This window comes from Paenibacillus sp. 2KB_20, from assembly GCF_052115765.1.
Classification (GTDB): Bacteria; Bacillota; Bacilli; order Paenibacillales; family Paenibacillaceae; genus Paenibacillus_AQ.
This window is the reverse complement of record NZ_JBFRHH010000006.1, coordinates 21,212-46,062: the sequence shown is the minus strand read 5'-3', so window position 1 is coordinate 46,062 and position 24,851 is coordinate 21,212. Positions and strand designations below refer to the sequence as shown.

Genomic DNA, 24,851 nt, shown 5'->3' with positions numbered 1-24,851 from the left:
TTAACCGCTTCTTCTTCAAATCTGCTATTTATTACTGGTCACGAATGACTGCACACTCAACTTGCTTGCACCGGCGCATCCGGATCTCTAGCCTTTGATGGAGCCGACAAATATCCCTTTGGTGAAATGCTTCTGAAAGATCGGATAAATACACATGATCGGAAACATGGTTATAATGATGACGCTCATTCGTACCGCCTTCGGATCAAGCGTTTCCCCCGGGGCATTGATGGCGACCGCGCCGCCTCCTACTCGTCCTTGAATCGCGGTCGTATCCAAGGTAAACAGGTAGTTTCGGAGCACCATCTGCAAAGGATACTTATCCTGATCTCGCAGATAAATCAAAGCCTCGAACCAGCTATTCCAGCTTCCGACCAGACCGAATAGAGCAAAAGTTGCAAACAGCGCTTTCGACAACGGCAGTATGATCCTGAAAAGAACGACCAAATCACTCGCTCCATCGATATAGGCGGAGTCCTTCAGTTCAGAAGGAATATTCAGAAAGAAGGTCCGAAACAGAAACACATTATAAGCACTGATCGCACCGGGGAGAATCATGACCCAGACCGTATCCAACAGATTCAAACCGCGCATAAGCAGATAGGTCGGGATTAAGCCGCCGCCGAAAAACATCGTAATCATGAGAAAAATGGTCAGAAATTTCTTGCCCGCAAATCCCGGGATCGTGAGCGGATACGCCATCAGTGCCGTAAACAGCAGCATGATGCACGTAGAGCCAGTCGCATAAATAATCGAGTTCAGATATCCTTTAAAAATGTACGGATCATTAAATACCGTCGTGTACGCTTCCAGATTAAATCCCTTGGGCCAAATCGTTACGCTCCCCGAGGAGATGTAACGCGTGCCGCTAAGCGATGTCGCAATAATGTTCAGAATCGGATATAGCACGACAATCAGGATGAATAGCATGATAACCATATTGAATACATCGAATGCTCTGGAACCAAAACCAGCCTTTTTCAACATCCCACCACCTAGAACAAACTCGTCTCTGATACTTTCCGGCTTAACCAATTGGTCAAGTAAAGGATCGTAAAGGAAATAACCGACATGAATAATCCGATGGCCGTCGTGTACTCGTATTGTGCGCCCAGTATACCTTGACGATAAACATAGGATCCGATGACATCTGCTACTTCGTAAGTCTCAGGCGAATAGAGCAGAATGATCTTCTGGAAATCGCTCCCGAGGATTCCTCCGACGGCGAAAATCAGCAAAATGATTGTGGTCGGCTTAAGCGACGGCCATGTGATGTGCAACACCTTCTTCCATCGGCCTGCGCCGTCTACCTCGGCTACGTCATACAGCGTAGGATCTATTCCGCTTAATGCAGCAAGGTAGATGATCGTGCCGAACCCGACGCCCTGCCATATGCCGGAAGAGATGAAGATAGTCCGAAAAAAGTCAGGTTCGAGAAGAAACATGATCGGATCTCCGCCGAAAAAGCTGACAATATGGTTAAACAAACCGTCTCTCGCCGTAAATTCCTTAAGCATCCCCGCAACAATGACAACCGAAATAAAATGCGGGAAATAAGAAACCGTTTGCACAAGCTTCTTAAAGCCCTTGTTTTTCAATTCATTAAACAACAGAGCCAATATAATCGGCGCCGGAAATGACCAAAATAAAGTATACAAACCGAGAAGCAAAGTATTCTTTAATACCCTGAACGCCATCGGATCGTTAAAAAAAGAAGTGAAGTATTTTATCCCTACCCACTCGCTTCCCCATATCCCCTTGGAAGCGTTGAAATCTTTGAAAGCGATTAATATTCCGTACATCGGAAAATAGTGAAAGATTAACAGCGTCAGAAAGCCGGGAAGCACCATAAGGTAGAGATAGCGGTGCTTGACGATTCTGGCCACCAGCCTGTTATTGGTTGTCTTCAAAGGAACACCTCCTGACTGTTAACATGTTGTGATCAATGCGGCTGGTGCTATTACTCCAGGTCGCATGAGTCTGGCCATTTGGTTCGTTTTTTATGTAAGCGCATTCAATTTCACCCCCAGACTGTATCCTAACGTTCGTCGAAAACGCATTTGCTTCCGGCAACCGTCCCCTATAGATATGATCATCGTGATGCCTTACAACTTGTTATGCTAAGTAGAAATTAACACATACTAACTTCATCGTCAACAAATAAAAATACTGATGTATTCATCGGTAATTAGCATACTATCTCTGAATTATCCCGAACTGACGATATCGATGCGGCGTTAGGTTATGCCTCCGCTTGAATAAGTCGTAAAAGTAGCTGACGTTGTCAAGTCCGATCTCAAGGCTGATCTCCACGATGTCCATATCCGTGTTTAGCAGCAAATTCTCGGCATAGGACATTCTCAATTCGTTAATGAACTGGGTTGGGGACATTCCGAGATGCTCCCTGAACATTCTGCATACATAGGCATGCGATTTGCCCGACAGCTGGACAAGCGCAGCCGTTCCCCGCGTGAAGTGCTCTTTCTTTTTCGCTTCTCGGCATAGGGACTTAAACCATTCCGGTTGTCCGGTAAGATCAATCGAATCCGCGTCAGCCTTGATATACCTGGAGAACAGGTCGCTCAAAATGACTCTTACCTCCGCTTTGACGGCCAGCTTCTTCTCCTGCGGAATCAGACTGAGCTGGTACAGCCGGTATCGCACATATTCCTTCTCCGTTTTGGACAGCAAGGTCGACGGCGGCATGGCTGGCCCAAGCAGTCTTTCGCTTGGGAACCCTTCTCCCAAGAAAGCTATGAGGTCATCCAGGACCTTGCGATGGAACGACAAATTGATGAACTGGCAATCGCTATCCGTCGTCTGCTCATAGTAATGAACGTCCCGGTCCCGTATGAACACGAGTGTATTTTCCTGCAGCGGCTGCCTTTTGCCGTTAATGACATGCACAACACTTCCTTTCAGAATAAGAAACAATTCAAAGAAGTCGTGCGTATGCATGCCGATCGTATCGCGCACCGAAGCGATCAGCCGATAGTGGGCCTGAATTTCAGAATCAATGCCGTCTGCCGCAAGAAGCTTCAACATATGCGATATCCCTCCTTGTTTGTATATTGACTAGTTCCTCCGATGTCAAAACACCATAATGCATTCAAAAATAGAGCAAGATTGAGAGCAAGACTTTCGATTAGGATAGAGTTGTTACTGCAGCCTGAAAGGAGATTTGCCACGAATGAACTTATTAGAACTGCGTCAACAATTCGAAGTAAACAAACGCATTTATGAAAGCGCCAAGCTTGTCTTCCGCGGAGTCGAAGGCTTCGATGTCTACAATCCTTCCATTCCGTTCGAATGGAACGGCAAGCGCTACATTTACGGACGCGTGGAAAAACGCCATGAGTGGGCGAGGTCCTGGGTTCGCCTGTTCGAGCAGAGCGGTCCGGACCAGTGGACAGCCGTGCCGAATACGATGATTTATCAGCTAGAAGATCCTTATATTAGCATGATCAACAAACAGCTCGTATTGGGCGGCACGCATGTCCGTTACAAGCAGGGACTCCTCGATACATTCTACGGTTATTTCTACAAAGGCAGCGATCTTCATGATCTCTTCTACTTCACGACCGGTCCGAATTATATGAAGGATATTCGGCTCGTAGAGCTACAGGACGGGAGGATCGGCGTCTTCTCCAGGCCGCGCGGCGAAGGGGTTCGCAAGGAATTCGGCAGCGAATCCTTGGTGGGATTCACCGTCATCGACAGCCTGGACGAATTGTCTCCGGAAGTCATCGAGAACGCCCCTTATATCCGCGGATTATTCAGCAAGGACGAGTGGGGCGGCTGCAACCAGGCCTACTTGCTCGAGAGCGGAAAGGTCGGCGTCATCGGCCATATCTGCTACGCTCAAGAAGATAGATCGACCTATATGAACATGGCCTTCGTATTGGACCCGCAGACGAATCAATTCTCGGATTTGAAAATCATCGGCACCCGCCCTTCTTATCCGGATGGCCCCGCCAAGAAGCCGCATCTGACCGACTGCGCGTTCACCGCCGGCATCGAAATGCGTCCCGACGGCAAGGTCAATCTGTACAGCGGCATCGGCGATACCGAAGCGGCGCGCATCGCCATTGACTACCCGTTCGAGAAGGAAGGCGCCATTGTAACCTTATAGTTGTAATTCCATGATGGAGCTGCTGAATTCCCCGGCGGCTCCTTTTTATGTCCGATTCATGGTATAGTACCATTCATTTTTTTCCAAGGTGTCCGCTTCGAAGTTATTATGATAAGTAAATCAAAACACATACCTTATTTGACCCCATCGTAATACAGACCTCCGCGAAATTCAAACCTTTTATATCATTTCGCTCCTTTTTTGTTTAATTTCTGAACATTTCTCACCTATTCGACAAAATCTTTAACGAGATGTGTTTCAAGTACGTATACTTTTTAAAGCGGTGTGCGTTATAATTGAGGAAATGTTGATACGAGGTGAACTTACTTGAACAAGAAGGACTTGGCTCTTCCAAAGTACCAGATGGTAAAAGACTATGTCTTATCCCAGATCGAGAATCAGGAATTTACGAAGGACGATCGGATTCCTAGCGAGTCGGAATTTTCCAAACTGCTGGATGTCAGCTCCATCACTGTGCGTAAAGCGCTGTCAGAGCTGGTGAACGAGGGCGTGATTTACCGCGTCCGAGGTAAGGGAAGCTTTGTCGCCAGCCAAGTAGCCGTCTCGGAGAAGACCTCCAATCTGGTGGCCTTCGTCATCTCCGGCATCGACCTGTACGACAGTTCGTATATGCAGATCATGAGAGGCATTCAGTCACTTCTAGGCCAGCATGGCTGCAAGCTGATCATCGAATTCGTGGAGAACGACTTCGAACAGGAACGTGAGCTCGTTCTGGGGCTCATTCAAACGGAGCTAAGAGGATTACTCATCTATTCCTCTGATCCCGAAGCTGCAAAGGGCTATCTCGGAGAGGTTCGCAAAAAATCGATTCCGTTTGTTATGCTGGATCGCTCCCCTTCCAGCTATCCAGTCAACGTTGTCACCTGTAACAACCATGACGGTGCTTACGAAGCTGTTGAATACTTGATCCAGCAAGGACATCGACGAATTGGATTCGCGGCTTACGATTATCATCTGAGCCCGGAAGTCGACAGATATAACGGTTATTGCAATGCCATGTCGAATGCGTCCCTTCCTATACCCGATTCGCTCTTGTTCCTGGATAAGGAACTGGACTATGCTGCGCTTGCGCGCCTTATCCAAGACGGAGAGCTGACCGCGCTATTCTGCGCGAACGACAAGCGGGCCCTTGAGGTAATCGAACAGCTCACCGCACTTGACATACGTATCCCCGAACAAGTATCCCTAATGGGCTTTGATGATTTCGAGAGCTCCAAATTTGCCAAGGTGGCCTTGAGCACCGTGAAGCAATATTTCGACGTCCTAGGCTATGAGAGTGCCAAGCTGCTGCTCGAAATTACCGAAGGCTCATCTTACGGCAATAAGAAAGTCATGCTGCCTACAAGCTTGGTCATACGTGACACGATCAAGATAGTCCAAGGTTAAAACAAAGCTAAAAAGGCATTGGATTCCAGGATATGCTGGTATCCATTGCCGGTCATAATGCCGCAAAACATGCTAAAGAAATAGGTCCATTGTAATTTCAAAAGATCATGGATCAGCCCCTATCCATAATCCTCCACGCCTATCCTCTTGATACAAATTCTGTACTATTTGACGCTAACGGATTCGACACCTCCGATTCCTTGATCGCATCTACCAACAAATTTCTCTAGATCGATAACCGTTCTATCGAAAAAATGATTGATACGTCGAGCTTCCTCCTCGGTTTTGACACACTTGATGATCTTGTTTTCTTTTCTGTTTCAATAGGCCAGCTATCCAGATTTAACATCATGAGAAACTCTGTACTTATGATGGTATATCCCTCCGCATCATAACCATCCGGTCTTTCATCAGAAAACACATTGAGCCAATAGTATGCTGGATTTTTAGTGGTCAGCGAGCGTCTCTCCGGTTTCAAGCAACGTCTTCATACCTGAAAGAACAATCGGCAACCCGTTTTCAAGAATTTTTGCAGTGCTCATCGCCTGTTCGAATTCATCATGTATAACGGTTACGAGCGTCACGCCATGAAGTTCGGCATGCGAATCGATCTCCCACGTAATGCGCGACGGGGTGTCACTCTCCGTGCCCGGAAACGAAGTAAAACGCCAACTCATCACGAGCTTATTCGGAGGATCAAGTTCCAGAATGATTCCTTCCGCTTTCTTCTCTTCCCCGTTCCATAGTTCGAATGGAGATTCGATTTCCCAGGTGGTTCGGATGGCGCAGTTGAACCAAAACTTCGACGTTTTGGTCGGATCCGTGAGAGCTTGCCACACTTGTTCAGGCTTTGCTTTAATCGCTATCTGGTTTATATTCCGGAGATTCTTATCCATATTCGTATCACGCTCCATTTCATTTTGAAGAGATGTTAACTGGGCGGCCCATGGTTCGGCGTATTTACTCACCCACCGCTCATAAATTTGACGTATGGGCACCGAATTCAAATAGTGCAATTTTTCCCGTCCAACTTTTCTCGTGGTAATGAGCCCGGCTTCCTCCAATATATTCAGATGCTTCATGACGCCGAACCGGGACATGTCTAGTGGCGCGCAGAGATCGTTCAGCGTCTGTCCGTCTGAAGCGTGAAGCAGGTCCAAAAGCTTACGGCGGCTGGGATCCGCAAGTGCTTTGAAAGTGTCATTCTCCAATCGAAACACCCCCTTTCTGTCGATTTGAAATAAATTCGTTTGAATCTCTTGACACGTTACTATTTGGTAACGTATCATAAAACACAACAAGTTACCTAATGGTCACATTTTATCACAAACGGACCTGTTTGTCAGCCGGCGACATACAAATCCATCTGCCCACAACCAACTTTTTTAAAAATGAAAGGTGATGTTGAAGATGAAAATAACGTTGATTGCGGGAAGCAACCGCGCAAACGCCACAAGCACGTATCTTCTCAAGTACATTGAAAGCCTTTTGAAAACCCAGCAAATTCCGGTCACCTTTGTCGATTTATCGGAGCTGCAGCTGCCGCTTTTTTCACCTGATAACTGGGATTTTCATCCCAATGTTAAGCAGGTCTTGGAGGCAATTACAGATGGGGACGGTTTGGTTCTTGCTACCCCGGAATACCATGGATCAGTATCAGGAGCTCTTAAAAATGCCTTGGACTTTATTACCGGAAGCCAGGTTGCCGGCAAGGCAGTGCTTTCCGTAAGTTCCGCAGGTGGTCCGCTCGGAGTAAGCTCGCTCTCGCATTTGCAGACTATTGTACGTAATTTGCACGGTATTAACTGTTCGCAGTGGATTTCGATCGGATATGGATCGAATACATTCGGTCCCGGCGGGGCTCCGATAGATGAGGGAATGAGAGACAGGGTTCGAGATGCGGTGGGCAGTTTCGTGGATCTCACCCGTAAGCTTACAGCAACAGCAGCTGTGGCAGCAAACTAACAGCACAAGCCTTTTTTTAAGAGATCAGAAAGTATAAACTTCCGCGGTTTAACATCCTTATCTCGCAAGAAAAACTACAGCTAAAAGCGGTCTGTATTCTTTGAAAGTACGTCGATAGACGTTTTTCTTATCACCATTAGGTTACCAAATGGTAACCTATTTCCGAAGGAGATGTTTCTTCTTGATAATTCGAATGATTATACATCCGCATGCCTTTGGTTCCAAGATCCGGCTGAAGTTTTCCAATCTTTACGGTTCCAAGCCTGCGGTATTCGGCACAGTGACGGCAGCTTTATCCGCAAAAAACGGGGAAATCGTTCCCGGAACCGGTCGGCAAGTTGCCTTGAATGGCCAACTCACCATAGTTATCCCTGCAGGAAAAGAAATATATACGGATCCTGTCGATCTCCAAGCAAAGGAACATGTTGACGTAACCGTCAGCGTTTATGTACCTGAGTCGCCCCCTACCTCAACATGGCATTTTTCGCCTCCTAGGTCCACTTATGTTGCCGAGGGAAACCATACCGACGATAGCAACGCGGATTTTTTTCGAAAGAAGATTCATTCATACTACTGGCTTTCGGGTATGGAGGTTTTATCACAAGATGAGCATTTTCGAGTCATTGCCGCCTTTGGTGATTCCATTACAGAAGGGGGTACGTCTACTCAAGATGTTAACCATCGTTGGCCGGATATTTTCTTTGAACGACTTCATCGAGAAAATCCAGCCTCTCCGATCTCCGTGCTCAATGCAGGAATCGTTGGAAATCAAATTTAGCCGATTGCATTCCATTGTCCCTATTCATGGATAAAATCTAATTTGTTTTGACCCAGTACAACTGATTTCAACAAACAATAAAAAAGGAGCTGTTTTGTATGAAAACGATGGAACAAAGAAATGCAGCAGCGGTGACCGCGTTTATCAAGGACATTGCGAATCAGAGCATGTTGGAGAAGACCGATCAATTCTTTGAACCGCAAATCGTAGAGGCATTTACGGATCGGCGGTTTACCGTGGAGGAAATTCTGACCCAAGGCGAGAAGGTCATCGCTAGAATCTTCATGACGGCTGTGCATGCTGGCCATTTTGCAGGAAATGCACCTACAGGCAGAACCGTGAAGGCAACACAGTTCCGCGAATTTCGCGTCATCGACGGGAACATCGCTGATCACCGCGGCTGGTTCGATACGGCCACGCTTTTGCCTCAGATCCAAGCTCAATAACCGCCTATCAAGAACGGCATTTCGTCGTTAAGTCAATTCCTAATAACCCATTCATAAGGAGATGTTTAAGTATGAAAACGTTGGAACAAACCAATGTGGAGACGGTAAACCAATTTATCGAGGCATTTTGGAATCACAGTGAATTGGAGTCTGTGGATCGATTTCTGACCGACGATTATCAAGAGCTCTCTTATCAATCCAAGGAAGGGCTAAAAAAATTCGCTGCAACGATCTTGGAGGCATTTCCCGATAAACGCTACACCGTGGAAGAGATCATCGGTCAAGGGGATAAGGTGCTCGTGAGAATGACTGTGAAAGGCACACATCAAGGTATGTTCTTTGGAACCGCGCCCACGGGCAATACGATTGATGTCACGCTTTACCGTCAATATCGCGTTGTGGACGGCAAGATCGCCGAGCATCGGGGCTGGATCGACATGGTGTCCATGTGGAGCCAAATTCGGGGCAACTAACTTCCGTAAAATACAACGCTTCACATACAACCGACCCAAAACTGGGTCGGTTGTATGTTGTAATGAAAGATCATAGAGGCAGAATTAGAGCCTTACTACTTGCCCTTTGTTTTGGGACGCTTCTCATCTAGTTAGATATTCATCTAATCGGCAATAAAGACATTACCCTTCCACGATATCTGCCCAAAGATCAGTTGCAATTTCGATCATGAGGGGTACGATTTCTTGATGGGAGACGGCTACATACAACTCCCCCATATAGTGTCTGAATGGAATAAGGGCTTCTCCCTGTTTCCACATAAAGAAATCCCCTTCTATAGACATAGTGCTTTCCTCCCCTTTCACAGTCAGCACCGTCTGATAAGTAAAATCAGCTTTGGATGAAAAATAAGCTTGGCATTCTTCCAATGAAATCTCTTGACCACTTGAGTTTGGTTGCATGGATCTCGTAATTCGATAACGTTGATTCATAAATATCCTCCAAAAATAAAATGACCTTGTATCCTCCAATACATTAATTGTTAAGCTGGTCTCTGTCAATTGAGTTGGATGACTCCGACTAAGCAACCTATTGGGTCGTGGCGAACTTGCGAGTGATGTTCCTATACTTTGTCGGTGATATGCCTTTTTTTAACCGTAAACTGATTGATAAAGTAAGTGACATACTCAAATCCGGTAGCGCGTGCAATTTCATCAAGCTTCATACCGGTATGAGTTAAAAGATCACAGGCAACTTTCAAACGATGTGAAAACAAATAACCCATTGCTGTATGTCCGCATGTTTCCTGGAACTGTTTATTAAGAGTTCATGAGAATGACTTACACCATACAAACATATTTCCAAGTTCTTGAAAGCCAACCCTCGTGCAGACGCGCATCGCGTCATCCGGTTCAGGTTCCAGCGTCCACATCCCCCCATGATTAATGTAGAGCTTGCTGACGCCGACTTCTTTCAAGCGGCGCATACACTTGTATAAGAGGTTTGTCGCCAATCCCCTTCTTCGATGCGTCGGAGCCGTTCCGAACGGTTCGATAATCGCGATGTTGTTCTCGCGGTCGGGCCAGATATTTGCAAAGCCGACGACTGTATTCGCCTCGTCTAGTATAACCAAGTCGAAATCCTGACTGTACGTTGGACAGGACATCAAACGCCGGTAAATATTCATATCCGGCGCAGTCAACCCTGCTGAATCGCTCATGATCATAACCTTTTGCTCAATATTACCCGTCTTAATCGGACGAACCTTGAACCCCTCGGGAAAACGAGGCTCGTGATTCGCAGTTTCCAAATCGATTACCCCGGAATACATGTACCATGTATGCTGCTCGTATCCCCTTGCCTTCAGCGTCTCTACTCGGGGATGATCCTCGACATAACCCCAAATATAAACTTCCAATCCACTCCGATCTTCAAGCGACAGACCGCAGTAGTGTCTTTCAGCCCAGGCGAATATTTCATCTTCCAGGTGAACGTAATCAGGCCCGGTAAAACAATAAATAATTCGATAATGCCCCGGCCAGATCGCACCGATGATCGTTCCGTCTTCGATTTCACAGATTGTCAGGCTTTGAAGGAACTTATCACCGCCGAAGGCGCGGTTGTAGTCAAAACTATACACTCTCCGTTTCTCACTTCTAGACACCTATAACCGTGACCCGTGTTATCGACATGTACTCATACTCTGTTTATATAAAATGATTCGAATTCAGTGACAGAGTCGAACTGGTTCAATGATACACCTTCTGTTCGTTCATGCATTCCTGTTTAACTGCGTATTGGGAATACTAATAATGACAAATGTTGATCGTATCGCTCATTCTAGAAAACTAAGAAATGTAAGTCTAAATGGACCTCATACCTATTTGCCTTATTTGGCAGTGGAATTTGCCCAATATGGAGCTATGTTAGTCGGGTTACACAACCAAAAGCTTTACTCTACTGGCTCCATGGTTCTACCGGAAGCCTTGAAACTGCCTGGTCGTCCAGAAGGATTCGACAATGTTCTGCGAATGGTTATGTCTGGAGAATTAGCATATCCTTCTAGTGTTGTTTCAGCCTGTGAAAATTTCTGGAATGGCATTGTGAAATGGGCAACCGAACATAACTACTCAATCCATTCTAAACGATTTCCATTCTGATTCGCATTTTAAATGTACTTATGATGTAGGCTCTCCAAAGCTCGCTTTTATAAGGGTATAGGAATATCTCTTCGATCATAACTGGCGCAAAAAAAGGTCAATCCTCTGGGATCGACCTTTTTTTGACTTTAGATCTTTAATTATTTTCTAATAGGCTGACCTGTAAGAGCTTGAACCTGTAACGGAGCTGTCAAGTATTTTGGAGCATTAGCTACGAACGCCTGAAAATGGCTGCTTGCATTGTGAGCCCCTACTGCTTCTTCATCTTTCCATTGTTCAACCATCACATATGTGTCATCCTGATCTGTATCCTTTAGGAGTTTATACGACACATTTCCTGCCTCCGCGCGGGATGACGCAATAAGTTCTTGTACGGACTCCAGAAATTCCGCTTCTACTTCACGGTTTACTTTCATTTCTGCATGAATAATAATCATAGTCATAACCTCACTTCCACTCCGCAATGCGGTCAATAGGCAGACGAGTTGTTCTACGTGCCTCTTTAGCAGCTTTACCTACAGATATGAGCATAACCGGTACATAACGTTCCTTTTCCATACCAAATGCTTCCGCAATTCGGGATTTGTCATATCCGCCAATCGGGTTTGTATCATATCCACGGGCACGAGCAGAAAGCATGAGCTGCATGGATACCAAGCCGCTATCAATAAGAATCATTTCGCGAAAAGCTTGTGCTGGTATACGTGCAAAAAGATCAGTATAGTTAGCCATCAGTTGATCTTTAATCTCTTGCGGCAAATAGCCTCTTTCCACAGCGGTACCCATAATTTCGTCAGCATTATCAAATGCGTTCATATCTCCGAAAACGGCAATGACTGCAGAGGAAGTTGTAACTTGTGTTTTGTTACCTGGTGCAAGCTCTTCAAGCGTCGCTTTACCTTCTGGGCTATCAACGACAAGAAATCTCCAAGGCTGAAGATTAACGGAAGATGGTGCCAAAGTTGCTTCTTCCAAAATCTCAGTCATTTCCTCACGGCTGATTTTAACCGCTGGATCGTACACACGCACAGAGCGACGGGAGGTAATTATTTCTTTATAATCATTGATTAGGGATGTTACAGTCATGATAGTCTCTCCTTTAATCTCTATAAGTTAATTGGTCTTACTAGATTCTTTCATCTGTTGAATCTGGCTGTTCAGCTTCTGCAGCACTTGAACAAACGCAAGTCGTTCTGATTCTGTAAGGTCTGCCTGCAGGGCCTCCATAAATCGATCTTTCTCCGCTCTAAACGTTGCTACTTTTCTCTTGCCTTCTTCGGTTAGCTGAACTAACGTAATCCGGTTGTCATTCTCACATCTGGTTCGCAGAAGCATTCCTTCCGCTTCCAACTGCTGAACATGTCGGGTCACCGCAGCAGGATCAATAGACACTGCCTTCTGCAGATCCGATTGGCTAATTTGGCCACCCGTCAGTTTGCATAAGAGTTCGAGCCGATTGGGACTAACTCCAGCACATCGTTCAAACCGGGTCGCTATATGCTTGTTTAAATGCATTAGCAAGTACAGCAGGTCTTCTGTATGACATGTAGAGATGATAAATACCTCCTTCAATTCATTGACTCATCAATAATTGATGGATCAATCATATATCTTTATTTACAGAAAATCAAGTCCCCTTGCAGAAAATAAGACCGACAAAGATTCCGTTCAGGGAACTTCATCGGTCTATTCAGTAATTTTAATTACTTAGCTTCTACACCTGGATGAGGTTCATTTCTTCGTGGATAAAACACAAAGTCTTTATGACAGATCATCCCAATCTCTTACTGCCAGCGAAGTTCTGCAATGACCGGATAATGATCCGACGCGTCGTAAGGAATAACCCTGGCTGTGGCCAGTTCTGTCGGCATGTTTACGAAGATGTGATCGATCTCCTTACCATTTTCCATGGTAGGCAGGTTGTTCTGAAGCGTGACTTTTTTCCATCGGGCGTTCAACCGTTTCATGAAAGGATCATCCATCTCCATATTAAAGTCCCCGGCCAGGATCGTCGGTTGTTCCAGTTTCTCTAAAACACTCCAAAGAATTGGGTTCTGTTTTATCCGTTCCCTCATATGTACCCCCAGATGCGTATTTACTACTGTAACCACGTCTTCATTGATTTGCAGTTTTACCATTAAGATGCTCCTTCTCTCTTTAGACCCGCCAATATACTGAATTTCTTTTGAAATTATCGGATAGTGGCTTAAAATAGCGTTTCCATATTGAAAAATAATGAGATTAACGCTAGGAGAGAAACAAGCGTGCATCCCGAGCTGTTTAGCCAGCCTTTTCAGCTGATCTCGAAAGCCGCTTCGGGGCAGAAAACGGTCCACCCCTTGCAATGCAACAATATCCGGTTGGACTTTTGTGATCACTTCCGCTATGCGGCTCAAACTTGCTTTCCCATCTAATCCTTTTCCGTGCCGTATGCTGTAGGACATCACTTTCAGATTGTTGTTGTTATCCATATGAATCACCTTTTCCATTTTATCTATCTGACCTTCGTGTAGTTTACAATGGATATAAAAGTTAATGATCAGATGAAGCGATGAAATCTAACAGCAGGCTTAGCCCTGGAACCCTTTGTTATTTTTTCACAAAATGTAAATATTCATAAGTCCCAATTAATGTTAATAACGCATGCAAGGAGATACGCATATGAAGTCGCGGCAGGATAAGCTAAAGTGTGGTGAAGCTCCTGGTACTTAATCAACTCCACTCTGACTTCTTCAGCCAAAGATTAAGGTTTCAGAGAAGGACTCGTCTAGAATCCCATCTTGATGGCACGAAAATTGCTTATTATCCCTATAAGGAAATGACGACACAACATTTTCGAAAGGGATGAGTTGATGATGTTAAGAATTGAGCGGGACAAGAATGGAGAGGTCAACGTGCCCTCCCATGCATACTACGGTGTGGAGACGATGCGCGCTGCCGGAGAATATCCCACTGTGAACGCTCGCGTCCATAGCGAATTTATTAAGGCTTTGGCTTCCGTCAAAAGCGCTACCGTACGTGCAGGCATAGAGCATAGCATCGTGCCGGAGCGAATCGGAAATCTCATTATGAAGGCGACGGATGAAATCATGGAGGGAAAGCATTCGGAGCAATTTATTACAGATTATATCCATGGTTCTTCAAGCAATATCCTGAATGTGAATATGAACGAGGTGCTTGCCAACCGGGCACTGGAGCTGATGCTTGAGGATAAAGGAAACTATGCAGTGGTTGATCCAGACATTCACGTGAACGGCCCCCATACAGCCGATTGGATCATTTCGACTACGCTAAATGTCGCCGCCCATCAATCTTCGCACAAGTTAATCACAGCCATCGAGGGATTAAAGTATCGATTATGGATGGCAAAAGAACTTCTTGAGGGACAACGCCCGGCCGATTCCGCGGATTCTGTTATGATGGTGTCGACACGACTGATCCGTTCTTTCAGGGAATCCGCGAAGCAGCTGCAGCTCGATGCGACGCCGCTCACGGAAGCCGCCTCCCGATTAAAGAGCATCCGGATCGATTCCGCACCGGATGCTGCCATGCCACATTCGTATTGCGAATTAACGGAGAGAACCGTCTCTTACTTAAGGCAAATTACCCGTACTGATTATTTTGCAGCAAGTCACTACCAAGATTCTTCTTCCGGCAGCAAAAGCGCCTATGCAGACCTTTCATCGGTTCTGAAAACATTGGCTGTTAATCTGTTCAAGCTATGCTGCGATATTCGGAACGCCTTTATGAGTGAGAAGGATATGAATCCGCCGAACCGCATTTACTATGAATCGGCTGGATTTTTGCATCAGATCTGTATGCAGGTTATTGGATATGACCATATCATCAACCTCGCCGAGGAAGCCGGGATGCCTGATGACGACACCGTTCCTCCGGTAATCCTCTACCATTTAATGGAGTCGCTTGACATTATGATGAAGGGAATCGGATCGTTTGCAAGTTCGCTGACACGAGAGCAGAATGATGCCGATACAACAGCCGACTGAAGGAAAATGACGCACCGCCTCAGAAGTATTGAAAATCGAATAGGAGGCTACTAATAGTTGAGTAGCCGACCTTCCACACCACCGTACGTAAGTTCGGTATCGGCGGTTCAATCGCTTAAGTGCAAGTTACGCATGCGCTCGTACTGCGCAGGAAAGTCATAATATCCTGCCTATGCGAGCTTTTCATTTGTAATCGAACGCTGTAATATCGCGCTTACGGCTATATACAGATTTTCATCTCCAAGTTATCGCCCATGCTTGGCGGACCCAAGTAAGGGTGTCTCGGAAACCTATCCGAGACACCCTTTTCTATCTGCGCTTGCGGAATGAGGAGGGCATAATCTGCATTTGTTCCCGATACTTCGCAACCGTTCTGCGAGACAGCCGGATTCCCTCCGCTCGCAGCATATCCGCCATATGCTGGTCCGAATAGGGAATGTTTTTATTTTCGGCGTCGATAAGCTCCTTGATTCGGGCTTTAACACTCCGGGAGGATACACCGCTACCGCCCGTCGTCGATAGTCTAGCGGAGAAAAAATATTTCAGAGGGAGCACACCATGCGGCGTAAGTACGAATTTACCGTTCACCGCCCGGCTAACGGTCGATTCATGCAGGTCCAGTTTGGTGGATATCGTATTCATCTTCATCGGTGCAATTCCCTTGATTCCTTCAACCAGAAACTGTCGCTGCTCCTCCATAATGGCATTGACGACCCTCATCAGCGTCCGGTTCCTCTTCGCCAAGCTCCGAACCAGCCAACGGGCAGATCGGACGCAGCTGCTCAAATACGAAGTTGCTTCGGCTGATCCCCGCAACTTAACCCATTCTCGGGAGGAGTTGTTAATGGAGAGCTTGGGGAGATTTTCCGGATGGATCGACACTATGAAGCCACCCTCATAGTATTCGACGATCGCATCCGGAACGATATACTCTGGCTCTAATGAGGCATACGCCAGCCCCGGACGAGGATTCAATCCGCGAATATATTCCGATGCCGTCCTTGCCGTCTCCATGGGTATGTTCAAAGCCATTGCGATCTTCTCCAGCTTCCCGTATGCCAGCTCCGACATATATCGGTCTGCAACTTCATACGCATACGGAGCGGCCGCCGGATCTCTAATAATCTGCAGCAGCAGGCATTCACTCAAATCTCCGCAGCCGACACCGGCAGGCTCTAACGATTGCAATGCCTCATGGGCGGTCCGAATAAGCTCTTCTGATACGTCAAGCTTCCTTCTGATTTCGGTGATCGGGATATCCAGATATCCGTCATCCCTTAGATTCCCCGCCATAAATGCCGCAATTCGGTATACCTCCCTTGGCAAGGGGAGCATACGCAGTTGGCTCCTAAGCCTTGACTCCAACGTGTCCTGCAACTGCCTTGCGTTCCGTAATGGGTCCATCTCGTACCCATTGCTGATTGTGGCCCTTCTCCTGTAGCCATAAGCGTCGTAATCCCGTCTGAATTCGAGTTCAAGGACCGGGTTTTCAGCTTCCTGCTCCTGTAAATACCGGACCAGGTCTTCGGCGGACATGGTTAATATATGAATCGATTGCTTCAGTTCAGGAGTTATTGCCAGCTTCGTGCTTTGGTCTTGCACTAATTGATAGCCCAGCAACAGATTCTCCTCCTCCCGCAGGCTCTCTTCAATCAATATACTGTTCCCTCTTGACTATACTCAAAAACATTCGAAATGAACATCATGATTTCGTGTCTAATATTTTAGACTATATATGTTGAGCGTTTTGATGTTCATCCTGCTAGAAGCGCTCAGCTACCAGCTTTGCCTGCGTAAACAACAGCAAATAATCCCGACCGCCGGCTTTTGAATCCGTGCCTGACATATTAAATCCGCCGAACGGATGCGTTCCGACCAAGGCGCCAGTGCATTTGCGATTGAAATACAGATTGCCAACGAAAAGTTCGCGTCTTGCCTTCTCCAGATTCGGCCCGCTACGAGAAATGACGGCACCGGTCAAGCCATAATCCGTATTGTTGGCATACGCCACCGCCTCATCAAAGGTTTTCGCCTTCGTGAATGTAACTACCGGACCGAATATTTCTTCCCGCGAAATCCGGGCATTCGGGTCTACATCCGCGAAAATCGTCGGTTCGATGAAGAATCCGTTCGGATCTCCTGTGCCGCCACCAAGGACCAGGCGTCCTTCCTGTTTTCCGATTTCGATATACTCCTGAATTTTAAGGTATGCCTTTTCATCAATAACAGGACCTACATCGGTTGCGGCGGCTGCCGGGACACCCATTACCAGCTGACTTGCCCGCTCCACTACACGCTGCAGCACGATGTCGTAGACTTTCTCATGGACGATAGCCCTGGAACAAGCCGAACACTTCTGCCCGGAGAAACCGAAGGCGGACAGCGTTATAGCGTCCACCGCCAGATCGAGGTCTGCATCCTGATCAACGATGATCGCATCTTTGCCGCCCATTTCCGCAATGACACGTTTGATCCATTTTTGCCCAGGCTGCGTCTTGGCCGCCCGTTCATTGATGCGGAGTCCAACATCGCGGGAGCCTGTAAAGCTGACGAAACGGGTCAGTGGGTGGTCAACAAGGTAATCGCCGACCTCTCCACCCGGTCCAGGAACGAAGTTGACGACGCCTGACGGCAACCCCACCTCTTCGAGCAGTGCCATAAATTTGGCAGCGATGACAGGTGTTGGACTGGCCGGTTTAAGGACGACGGTATTCCCGGATACAACGGCAGCCATCGTCATGCCTGCCATAATGGCCAATGGAAAGTTCCATGGCGGAATGATGACACCGACGCCTAAAGGCAGATAATACAGCTCATTCTCTTCTTCCTGGCTAACCGTTAATGGCTGCGGCTGGCAAAGCCGCTGTATCTCGCGTCCATAGAACTCCAGGAAATCGATCGCCTCCGCCGTTTCAACATCCGCTTCTATCCGGGTCTTCCCAGCCTCAAATGTCATCAAGGCAGAAAATTCATCTCTGCGCCGGCGCAAAATAGCTGCTGCCCGGAATAAATAACGTGCACGCTCATTCGGATCAGTCCGCTTCCAAGTCTCAAATGCAGCTGCAGCCGCCTGCATTGCCTGCTCCGCATATTGTACATTCGCCTGAGATACGATACCGACCACCTGAGCTTTATTCGCAGGGTTAATGGAGACGGCTATGTGCTCAGTCATGATGCGCTCACCTCCGATGATTAGCGGATACTCTTTGCCAAGTCCTGCCTCCGTCTGCTCAAGTACGCGGTCATATTCCGCATTGTTACGCTCATCCTTAAAGTTAACAAACGACTCGTTCCTGAATTCAGTTCTCATAATTATTACCCACCCTTTTTCGTGTGATTTGGGTAGAATCGTCAAACCCTATTCCACCGGTCCTCTTGGATAATAAGCAATTATCGTGCCAACTGTGCTTGTTTCTTTCGTCTGGAACGATTTTTGCTTGCAGTTAAACCTGGTAAAGATTCATTGCACGAGCAATGACAGCCTGAAAGGAGAAATCAACCGTGGATAGTACTGAACTCTATCGAAAAGTATTATTATCAGTTTCCGGCAATAAACTGGTCGAGCATCTTGCCCTTCGGTACGGCCGTAAATTAGCAGCTAAATTCATTGCAGGTAACAGCTTGGAGGAAGCGTTGGATGAAATTCAGAGGTTGAACGAGAAAGGGATCATCGTCACATTGGATCATCTGGGGGAGGGAATCACACAGTTATCGGAAGCTGCAGGCTACAGAGAGGAATATATACGCTTAATTAATGGGATCGCCATGCGGAAGATGAACTCCAACGTATCACTGAAGCCAACGCAGATGGGCTTGGCCCTTGATCCGGAAGCATGCTATAGCAACATTCGGGACATCGTCATCCAAGCTGAACAAGATAACAATTTCGTACGGATCGATATGGAGGATTCCCCCTTTACACAAGCGACAATCGATATCGTTCTTCGCCTTCACGGGGAGGGATTAACCAATGTCGGGACTGTGATTCAAGCCTACTTGCTGCGTTCACGCGAAGATGTGAAGCGATTGATTGAAGCTGGTGTAAACCTCCGTCTCGTAAAAGGAGCGTACAAGGAGCCGGCATCCGTTGCCTATCAGCAAATGAGCGAAGTCATCGATAACTTCAAAGACCTCATTCAAATGCACCTTGACCAAGGCGTGTACACCGCCATTGCCTCGCATGATGATCGCATCATCGATTGGGTCAAGGGATATGCTCTTAAGAACGGCATCTCGAACGATGCCTACGAATTCCAGATGTTGTACGGCCTGCGAATGAACGACCAGGCGCAATTGGCGAAGGAAGGCCACCGAATCCGCTGCTATATGCCCTACGGCAGCATGTGGTACCCGTACTACACCCGACGGCTGGCAGAAAAGCCTGCTAATCTATGGATGGTCGTCAAAAATATGTTCAAATGATTTACACTGGAAAACAGGCCCGGTATAATGGCCCTAGTACCAGATTGTAAGCATTTACATTTCCCATAAAATAGGGGGCAATCGAATGAAGCATCTATTGCCGGACGTGGAGCATTTCATCCGCACGGACTGCATAATTGTAGATCTGACCGACCTTGTAGCCATCCGGGGTGCACGGATGGCTGCCGAGTTCACCCCTGTTTTTGTCAGGGATGAGTCCGGTCAATATGCACTGCTGCCTGTATCGGCAGCCGAAACCATTCTGAATGTTCAAGATATCCTGATCAACGTCAAGACAGTAAACACAGATGATCCGTTAACGAAAGTCTCTGCTGCCTTCAACTCTTGTTCATTGGCGATCGTTCTTAACGACGGCAAGGCTGTCGGTTACCTTTCCGCACAGGATGTTATGGATGCGGTGGTGCAGGCTCACCGGGTGCTGGAGGCTTATTTTGCAACAACGCTGGGTACCTTGGACCCGGACGTTGCCATTACGCTGATTGACGAGGAAGGATGTGTAGCCGTCTGGACGTCAGGAGCGGAGCATATATTCTCCATTCCGAAAGACGATATCATCGGCAAGCCTGCTTCGGATTTCTTTCCCGTCGATCGTCTGCAGTCTCTTCGCACGCTCGAAACCGGCCAGCCCGCCTATAAAATGCAGCATCGGCCGCGGCACGACCTGTTCGTCCTAATTAATTCGAATCCGGTTACTCTCGAGGATCGGATTATCGGCGCCGTTGCGGCGGAATCAGACCTGACCACCCAAATGCGGCTGCATCAAGAGCTGCTGCAGATGACAAGCAAGGTCCATCATCTTCAGAAGGAAGTGGCCCTGCTGAACCCTGCGGCAGACCCATTTCAGCATATCAAGGGAACGAGCCGCGCGATTAAACACAGTATCGAAACGATCAAGAAGATCAGTTCGACGAAAGCGACGGTGCTTATCCTGGGTGAGAGCGGTACCGGAAAAGAATTATTCGCGAAGGCGATCCACGAGTCCCGCGAGTCGATGAACGCCCCCTTCATTGCAATCAATTGCGGAGCCATACCAGCCGCACTGTTCGAGAGCGAATTATTTGGCTATGAACGGGGCGCTTTCTCAGGTGCAGACCCGAAAGGGAAAAAAGGGAAGATCGAACTGGCCCGCGGCGGCACCCTATTCCTTGACGAGATCGGAGAAATGCCTCTTGATCTTCAAGTCAAGCTGCTGCGCGTGCTCCAAGAACGGAGTTACTTCCCGGTCGGCGGCACGAAGTTGCTGCAGGCCGACTGCCGGATTATCGCGGCCACAAACCGTGATTTGAAGCGGATGATTGATGACGGTAGCTTTCGCGAGGACCTATATTACCGGCTAAACGTCGTAACTTTGGAGGTTCCCCCCTTACGTGCCCGCAAAGAAGATATTTACGAGCTGACACAGTCCTTTCTTCACGAATTCTCGCTCGTTTATGGCCGCCATATCCATTCGTTTACGCCGGAGGTATTCGAGGATTTGCTTCATTACGATTGGCCTGGCAACATCCGCGAGCTGCGCAACACCATTGAGCGGCTCGTCATCTTCTCTACCGAAGGAGAGATTCGGCGCGAATATTTGCCAGACCATATTTATTCCGGCGATAAGAGTCCGCAGCTGGGAGAGGATGTTGGTCCAAGCACCGCACCCATCAACGGTGCTTCATACCAGGCTAGGCTTGACGAGTACGAGCGGAACCTAATGCGTGAAGCGCTTGAAGCGGTCAACGGGAACAAGTACACGCTGGCGAAGCAGCTCGGCATTTCGCGGGCTACGCTCTACAATAAGCTCAAACGGCTGAAACTGTGAAGCTAGTTGGATGGACGATGTCTAATATTTTGGACACTTCAATTTTGAATGTCTAAAATTGCATACATAATGGAATTATCATCCAATTATGAATCATACACGCTTGTACCTTGCTTTTCTTGCTGACTTCCATCGTATTGCTCTGTTCATTATTTCCCAAAAACGAAAGGCAGCTGATCGTTTGATCAGCCGCCTCTTTATCATGGTTCAACTACCGTATCCAGTTAGCTAAATAAACTCTATTTCTCTAGCTTGTCATTATTTGTTATTTCAACCTCTGACAGGCTAATCACGGATCTCAAGCTTTCGTTTCTGTAGTCCATACAAACCGGCAGCAGCAATCGCTATAAAAATTGCGCTGGATGCTACGCCGACTTGCAAGCCGTACCGGTTCGACCACCACATCTCCGACGATGGGATCGATAATCTGTCCAGAGGCAAAAAAGCAGCTTCTTATTTCATGTCCTTCCAGCTTTTGAAATCGTGAATGGCGAAGCCGGCATAGCTTGTGTAGTGCGCCAATTGATTATGGGCGGACTGCAACTCTTTTTCCATCACTTCGCTGCTCATGGAATAGAATGAGACCCGTGGCCCCTCTTTGCTTTCGAGCGTTTCTACAGCAACAACAACTTTCTTCTTCAACGTGGAGGCTTCTCTCAGTATGGCCTGCGCATTCTTCACAATTCCATTGTTGCCTAACGCATAATTCCGATAATTCATGATGACTAGGCAATCGAACTTCTCTAGCATCCATGCGCTCATACTGTAATCCTTCCCCGGTACATTAATCGTATTTAGCCAAAACGGAACGTCGATCGCAATTTTCAAGCCGCTCCCTTTGGTTTCTTTCTCGATCAGTCTCAAATTGTCCATCCAGCTTTCAAGAATCGTCTTATTGTCCTTCGTCCATTCACTTAGCGCATAAGGTTCAATATCGAAATGCAATCCCGAAAAGCTTGCTTCCGGGCCAACAGCGGCGTTATAGGCTTTAACCCACGCTATAAATTTTTGAATATCCTCCTGCTTAGACCTATAGGCCCATTCGGGACGACCCTCAAGTGCCTCCACTTGAATTCCTTCGCTCTTCGCTTTTCGAATAAAACCCTCATATATTGCTGGATCTATGTCTCTATCAACCTGAAGGTAAATATCCGTTAACCCTTTTATTCTTGCAAAACTTATAATTTTATCTTGATCCTGTTTCAGGATGTTGCTATCCCATATCCATGTTCCTTTCGGAGCACGAGCCACTGAGGTCATGACGCTCACCAGATTGAGTGAAGGCTGCCAATCCACAATTGCATGCAAGGCTTCACTAATAAAGCGAAGCGGAACCATCGTGCGACCGTTTTTGAGCACCGCCGACCCTTCAAAATCTACTCTTTTTCCATTCACCAGTGCATGATTATCGCCAATCATCAATTTAATGATGTCACGGTTAAGCAAGATCGTGATTTGTTTTAATTTTCCGTTCCATTTCGTAGTGGCTCCGAGCTTGTCGGATACAAAAGCAAGTGGAACCATCGTAAGGTTGGTTTTTTGATCGACGTATGGGTGTTCATCTGGGAATTGTACTTCACGGCCATCCACGGATACTCGGACTTCAGAAGCGTAGGTAGCGGGGGTAAACGCAGCTAAACATAGCATGATAGATAACGTGCATACTAGCAATTTTCTCATGTGTGACTTCCTCATCTTATTTTTTTATTTTCCTTACTGTGCACGCAATGTTCGACTATGAGATTATAAGGTATGTAATAATTGGTAACAAGAACAACGACGCAACGAAGCGTCGTTGTTCTTCTGATACTTCCAAGTTATATATGGAATTTCGGTTTCCAGCGTTATTTTTTGAGCGTAATCCTACAGGTCTTCTATCCTTGATCCAGTATCGTTTTACGCCGAGAGCCGCATTTCACTTAAAATTTATTGTGTGAACCTCAAGAGCTTCTATAGCCGCTTCAATAGAAGCAATGCGTCTTTCAAGTAACGTCTTTTGAGGACTACCTTCTTTAGCGTTTTCATGCTGTTTTTCTACAGATGGAAGAATACCAATTATAACCTTTCGGGCTTCAAGGATGTTTTCCTTTTCGTATGAAAAATCTGCTCCATGCCAAGCATTTTCTAGACTATCTAAGGCGATTTTCACTGCATCCAGTCGTTTCTTAACGAGGGTTGCGTTTGATCCTTTCTCAATCATATTCTTGTAGGCATTTTCGAGTTTGCTTAAAGTTGACTGCATCGATTTTATCAACAATGTTTGGCGTTCTGGACTAACAACTTTCATTTTTCTCACTCCTCACTCCCTTATGTATTGTACTCAACGTAAGGTGCTGATCCCATAGGTCGCTGCACCCAACTCGTGAGCAGTTACATTCGTCACAGCCAGGGCCTGCCCGGCGAGCCTGTGCTGCGTTAGCTTCAAAGGCGGCCTTACTTGATTGAGTTCAATCACTCGACAATGGCGGTCTTCATTTGGTTGTGTTTGCTCGAAATAATGTAGCTCATGTTGTGCGCAATCGACTGCCGATATCGTAAGAAGAGGATAATCCGTATCTGCCAATGTACTGCCCGACTCATAATGACGAAGCTAGGGTCTCCCATTACAATCCCCTTCCTTTCGATTCCAATATAAGTGTACAACATTTATGCAAGTGCAAAGATAAAACTGACATTCCCTTCATTTCCCTAATATCAATATAAAAAGATTATCGAAGTACTTTAATGTTTTCTCTAAAGATTGTTTGAATCATATGAGGTACATTAGATCATTCTCTACTTGTAATGACTCAATTATGGCTACAAAAATGATCTATCAGGCTATTCGGCTTTGTTGATGTGTTTTTCAACTATAGTGTCCTTTAGCTAAATAATCTGTTGATGATATTCAATTAGAAGCTCTTGTCATCGAGTCACGACAAGAACTTATATACTTAAAAGAAAAAAGCCGCATAGAATGCGACTTACACAGTTTTCATGTTCTTGTCGTCCGACAATTCAGTGTTGGAATTGGAAATTCTGTTACATCACCTTCGGTGGCTATTCTGCCGACCGAATTACCTCGATTCTGCGTAAACCATAATGCCCCGTTTGGGCCGGGAACAATAAATGAAGGAAATGAGTCTGAATTAGGCAACTCAAATTCGGTCATCTCCCCCGATGTGGTTAACCTTCCGATTCTGCCGCTATTCATTTCCGTAAACCAAATCGCACCTTCCCGATCTTCCGTCATGCCGAAAGGCGCTATTGGCTTGATA

25 protein-coding genes and 2 pseudogenes are annotated in these 24,851 nt (G+C 46.6%); 10 read left to right on the top strand and 17 right to left on the bottom strand.

Annotation, left to right across the window (positions count from 1 at the left end; all coding sequences use genetic code 11):
* Window positions 1-87: 87 nt before the first annotated feature.
* From AB4124_RS17085 to AB4124_RS17075, 3 genes are all read right to left on the bottom strand, one after another.
* On the bottom strand, window positions 88-984 hold the full coding sequence (locus AB4124_RS17085) for a carbohydrate ABC transporter permease (protein WP_441973820.1): 897 nt from the start codon (window positions 982-984) through the stop codon (window positions 88-90).
* 11 nt (window positions 985-995) lie between these two features.
* Complete coding sequence (locus tag AB4124_RS17080) at window positions 996-1,910, bottom strand: ABC transporter permease (RefSeq protein WP_441973604.1); 915 nt, start codon at window positions 1,908-1,910, stop codon at window positions 996-998.
* Between the two features lie 286 nt (window positions 1,911-2,196).
* Entirely contained in the window at window positions 2,197-3,045 is an 849-nt protein-coding gene (locus AB4124_RS17075) for an AraC family transcriptional regulator (RefSeq protein WP_441973603.1), read from the bottom strand.
* A gap of 145 nt (window positions 3,046-3,190) precedes the next feature.
* Here AB4124_RS17075 and AB4124_RS17070 point away from each other — a divergent pair, with 145 nt between their 5' ends.
* A complete protein-coding gene (locus AB4124_RS17070; protein ID WP_441973602.1) occupies window positions 3,191-4,132 on the top strand; it encodes an MTP-1 family protein in 942 nt (313 codons plus the stop codon).
* A 327-nt stretch (window positions 4,133-4,459) separates the two neighbouring features.
* Window positions 4,460-5,539, top strand: a complete 1,080-nt coding sequence (locus AB4124_RS17065) for a GntR family transcriptional regulator (protein WP_339265050.1) — start codon at window positions 4,460-4,462, stop codon at window positions 5,537-5,539.
* Between the two features lie 446 nt (window positions 5,540-5,985).
* Here AB4124_RS17065 and AB4124_RS17060 read toward each other — a convergent pair whose 3' ends face one another.
* The gene (locus AB4124_RS17060) at window positions 5,986-6,750 is read right to left on the bottom strand and encodes an ArsR/SmtB family transcription factor (protein WP_441973601.1); all 765 of its coding nucleotides are present in this window, start codon (window positions 6,748-6,750) and stop codon (window positions 5,986-5,988) included.
* Window positions 6,751-6,949: 199 nt separating this feature from the next.
* On the opposite strand from AB4124_RS17060, the gene AB4124_RS17055 reads away from it, so the two are divergent.
* The 4 genes from AB4124_RS17055 (at window position 6,950) to AB4124_RS17040 (ending at window position 9,201) form a co-directional block, all read left to right on the top strand.
* Complete coding sequence (locus tag AB4124_RS17055) at window positions 6,950-7,504, top strand: NADPH-dependent FMN reductase (protein WP_441973600.1); 555 nt, start codon at window positions 6,950-6,952, stop codon at window positions 7,502-7,504.
* A 181-nt stretch (window positions 7,505-7,685) separates the two neighbouring features.
* Window positions 7,686-8,282 (top strand): hypothetical protein, encoded by a 597-nt coding sequence (locus AB4124_RS17050; RefSeq protein WP_441973599.1) that lies wholly within the window; start codon window positions 7,686-7,688, stop codon window positions 8,280-8,282.
* Window positions 8,283-8,380: 98 nt separating this feature from the next.
* Window positions 8,381-8,728 (top strand): ester cyclase, encoded by a 348-nt coding sequence (locus tag AB4124_RS17045; RefSeq protein ID WP_441973598.1) that lies wholly within the window; start codon window positions 8,381-8,383, stop codon window positions 8,726-8,728.
* Between the two features lie 71 nt (window positions 8,729-8,799).
* On the top strand, window positions 8,800-9,201 hold the full coding sequence (locus tag AB4124_RS17040) for an ester cyclase (protein WP_441973597.1): 402 nt from the start codon (window positions 8,800-8,802) through the stop codon (window positions 9,199-9,201).
* 162 nt (window positions 9,202-9,363) lie between these two features.
* Here the strand turns inward: AB4124_RS17040 and AB4124_RS17035 are convergent, their stop codons facing one another.
* From AB4124_RS17035 to AB4124_RS17025, 3 genes are all read right to left on the bottom strand, one after another.
* A complete protein-coding gene (locus AB4124_RS17035; RefSeq protein WP_441973596.1) occupies window positions 9,364-9,672 on the bottom strand; it encodes a hypothetical protein in 309 nt (102 codons plus the stop codon).
* A 131-nt stretch (window positions 9,673-9,803) separates the two neighbouring features.
* Window positions 9,804-9,965, bottom strand: a complete 162-nt coding sequence (locus AB4124_RS17030) for a helix-turn-helix domain-containing protein (RefSeq protein ID WP_441973595.1) — start codon at window positions 9,963-9,965, stop codon at window positions 9,804-9,806.
* A 42-nt stretch (window positions 9,966-10,007) separates the two neighbouring features.
* Window positions 10,008-10,820: a GNAT family N-acetyltransferase gene (locus tag AB4124_RS17025; protein ID WP_441973594.1), complete on the bottom strand. Its 813-nt coding sequence runs from the start codon at window positions 10,818-10,820 to the stop codon at window positions 10,008-10,010.
* A gap of 205 nt (window positions 10,821-11,025) precedes the next feature.
* Here AB4124_RS17025 and AB4124_RS17020 point away from each other — a divergent pair.
* Window positions 11,026-11,340 (top strand): annotated as a pseudogene (locus AB4124_RS17020) (kanamycin nucleotidyltransferase C-terminal domain-containing protein); the annotation flags it as partial.
* 140 nt (window positions 11,341-11,480) lie between these two features.
* Here the strand turns inward: AB4124_RS17020 and AB4124_RS17015 are convergent.
* From AB4124_RS17015 to AB4124_RS17000, 4 genes are all read right to left on the bottom strand, one after another.
* Complete coding sequence (locus tag AB4124_RS17015; protein ID WP_076322147.1) at window positions 11,481-11,777, bottom strand: putative quinol monooxygenase; 297 nt, start codon at window positions 11,775-11,777, stop codon at window positions 11,481-11,483.
* Window positions 11,778-11,787: 10 nt separating this feature from the next.
* Window positions 11,788-12,426, bottom strand: coding sequence for a nitroreductase family protein (locus tag AB4124_RS17010; protein ID WP_076321468.1), 639 nt, complete (start codon window positions 12,424-12,426; stop codon window positions 11,788-11,790).
* A 27-nt stretch (window positions 12,427-12,453) separates the two neighbouring features.
* Entirely contained in the window at window positions 12,454-12,855 is a 402-nt protein-coding gene (locus tag AB4124_RS17005; protein WP_256720491.1) for a MarR family winged helix-turn-helix transcriptional regulator, read from the bottom strand.
* A 269-nt stretch (window positions 12,856-13,124) separates the two neighbouring features.
* Window positions 13,125-13,811, bottom strand: a complete 687-nt coding sequence (locus tag AB4124_RS17000; RefSeq protein ID WP_441973593.1) for an endonuclease/exonuclease/phosphatase family protein — start codon at window positions 13,809-13,811, stop codon at window positions 13,125-13,127.
* A gap of 381 nt (window positions 13,812-14,192) precedes the next feature.
* On the opposite strand from AB4124_RS17000, the gene AB4124_RS16995 reads away from it, so the two are divergent.
* Window positions 14,193-15,347 (top strand): lyase family protein, encoded by a 1,155-nt coding sequence (locus AB4124_RS16995; RefSeq protein ID WP_441973592.1) that lies wholly within the window; start codon window positions 14,193-14,195, stop codon window positions 15,345-15,347.
* A 309-nt stretch (window positions 15,348-15,656) separates the two neighbouring features.
* Here AB4124_RS16995 and rpoN read toward each other — a convergent pair whose 3' ends face one another.
* Both rpoN and pruA read right to left on the bottom strand, forming a co-directional pair.
* Window positions 15,657-17,003 (bottom strand): RNA polymerase factor sigma-54, encoded by a 1,347-nt coding sequence (rpoN, locus tag AB4124_RS16990; protein ID WP_256720435.1) that lies wholly within the window; start codon window positions 17,001-17,003, stop codon window positions 15,657-15,659.
* A 106-nt stretch (window positions 17,004-17,109) separates the two neighbouring features.
* The gene (pruA, locus tag AB4124_RS16985) at window positions 17,110-18,657 is read right to left on the bottom strand and encodes an L-glutamate gamma-semialdehyde dehydrogenase (RefSeq protein WP_441973591.1); all 1,548 of its coding nucleotides are present in this window, start codon (window positions 18,655-18,657) and stop codon (window positions 17,110-17,112) included.
* A gap of 191 nt (window positions 18,658-18,848) precedes the next feature.
* On the opposite strand from pruA, the gene AB4124_RS16980 reads away from it, so the two are divergent.
* Window positions 18,849-19,769: a proline dehydrogenase family protein gene (locus tag AB4124_RS16980; protein WP_076321473.1), complete on the top strand. Its 921-nt coding sequence runs from the start codon at window positions 18,849-18,851 to the stop codon at window positions 19,767-19,769.
* An 85-nt stretch (window positions 19,770-19,854) separates the two neighbouring features.
* Window positions 19,855-21,594 (top strand): sigma 54-interacting transcriptional regulator, encoded by a 1,740-nt coding sequence (locus AB4124_RS16975; protein ID WP_076321474.1) that lies wholly within the window; start codon window positions 19,855-19,857, stop codon window positions 21,592-21,594.
* 285 nt (window positions 21,595-21,879) lie between these two features.
* Here the strand turns inward: AB4124_RS16975 and AB4124_RS16970 are convergent, their stop codons facing one another.
* From AB4124_RS16970 to AB4124_RS16955, 4 genes and pseudogenes are all read right to left on the bottom strand, one after another.
* Window positions 21,880-22,035, bottom strand: coding sequence for a hypothetical protein (locus AB4124_RS16970; RefSeq protein ID WP_256720436.1), 156 nt, complete (start codon window positions 22,033-22,035; stop codon window positions 21,880-21,882).
* Window positions 22,036-22,047: 12 nt separating this feature from the next.
* Window positions 22,048-23,274, bottom strand: coding sequence for a copper amine oxidase N-terminal domain-containing protein (locus tag AB4124_RS16965; protein WP_441973590.1), 1,227 nt, complete (start codon window positions 23,272-23,274; stop codon window positions 22,048-22,050).
* Window positions 23,275-23,509: 235 nt separating this feature from the next.
* Entirely contained in the window at window positions 23,510-23,881 is a 372-nt protein-coding gene (locus AB4124_RS16960; protein WP_441973589.1) for a hypothetical protein, read from the bottom strand.
* Window positions 23,882-24,583: 702 nt separating this feature from the next.
* Window positions 24,584-24,838 (bottom strand): annotated as a pseudogene (locus AB4124_RS16955) (Vgb family protein); the annotation flags it as partial.
* Window positions 24,839-24,851: the final 13 nt, after the last annotated feature.

Excerpts from the sequence above, each read along its gene's own strand:
- AB4124_RS17075 (WP_441973603.1), bottom strand. The coding sequence starts at position 3,045 with ATGTTGAAGCTTCTTGCGGCAGACGGCATTGATTCTGAAATTCAGGCC.
- AB4124_RS17070 (WP_441973602.1), top strand. The coding sequence starts at position 3,191 with ATGAACTTATTAGAACTGCGTCAACAATTCGAAGTAAACAAACGCATT.
- AB4124_RS17055 (WP_441973600.1), top strand. The coding sequence starts at position 6,950 with ATGAAAATAACGTTGATTGCGGGAAGCAACCGCGCAAACGCCACAAGC.
- AB4124_RS17045 (WP_441973598.1), top strand. The coding sequence starts at position 8,381 with ATGAAAACGATGGAACAAAGAAATGCAGCAGCGGTGACCGCGTTTATC.
- AB4124_RS17040 (WP_441973597.1), top strand. The coding sequence starts at position 8,800 with ATGAAAACGTTGGAACAAACCAATGTGGAGACGGTAAACCAATTTATC.
- AB4124_RS17035 (WP_441973596.1), bottom strand. The coding sequence starts at position 9,672 with ATGAATCAACGTTATCGAATTACGAGATCCATGCAACCAAACTCAAGT.
- AB4124_RS17030 (WP_441973595.1), bottom strand. The coding sequence starts at position 9,965 with ATGGGTTATTTGTTTTCACATCGTTTGAAAGTTGCCTGTGATCTTTTA.
- AB4124_RS17015 (WP_076322147.1), bottom strand. The coding sequence starts at position 11,777 with ATGATTATTATTCATGCAGAAATGAAAGTAAACCGTGAAGTAGAAGCG.
- AB4124_RS17010 (WP_076321468.1), bottom strand. The coding sequence starts at position 12,426 with ATGACTGTAACATCCCTAATCAATGATTATAAAGAAATAATTACCTCC.
- AB4124_RS17005 (WP_256720491.1), bottom strand. The coding sequence starts at position 12,855 with ATGCATTTAAACAAGCATATAGCGACCCGGTTTGAACGATGTGCTGGA.
- AB4124_RS17000 (WP_441973593.1), bottom strand. The coding sequence starts at position 13,811 with ATGGATAACAACAACAATCTGAAAGTGATGTCCTACAGCATACGGCAC.
- AB4124_RS16995 (WP_441973592.1), top strand. The coding sequence starts at position 14,193 with ATGATGTTAAGAATTGAGCGGGACAAGAATGGAGAGGTCAACGTGCCC.
- pruA (WP_441973591.1), bottom strand. The coding sequence starts at position 18,657 with ATGAGAACTGAATTCAGGAACGAGTCGTTTGTTAACTTTAAGGATGAG.
- AB4124_RS16975 (WP_076321474.1), top strand. The coding sequence starts at position 19,855 with ATGAAGCATCTATTGCCGGACGTGGAGCATTTCATCCGCACGGACTGC.
- AB4124_RS16965 (WP_441973590.1), bottom strand. The coding sequence starts at position 23,274 with ATGAGAAAATTGCTAGTATGCACGTTATCTATCATGCTATGTTTAGCT.
- AB4124_RS16960 (WP_441973589.1), bottom strand. The coding sequence starts at position 23,881 with ATGAAAGTTGTTAGTCCAGAACGCCAAACATTGTTGATAAAATCGATG.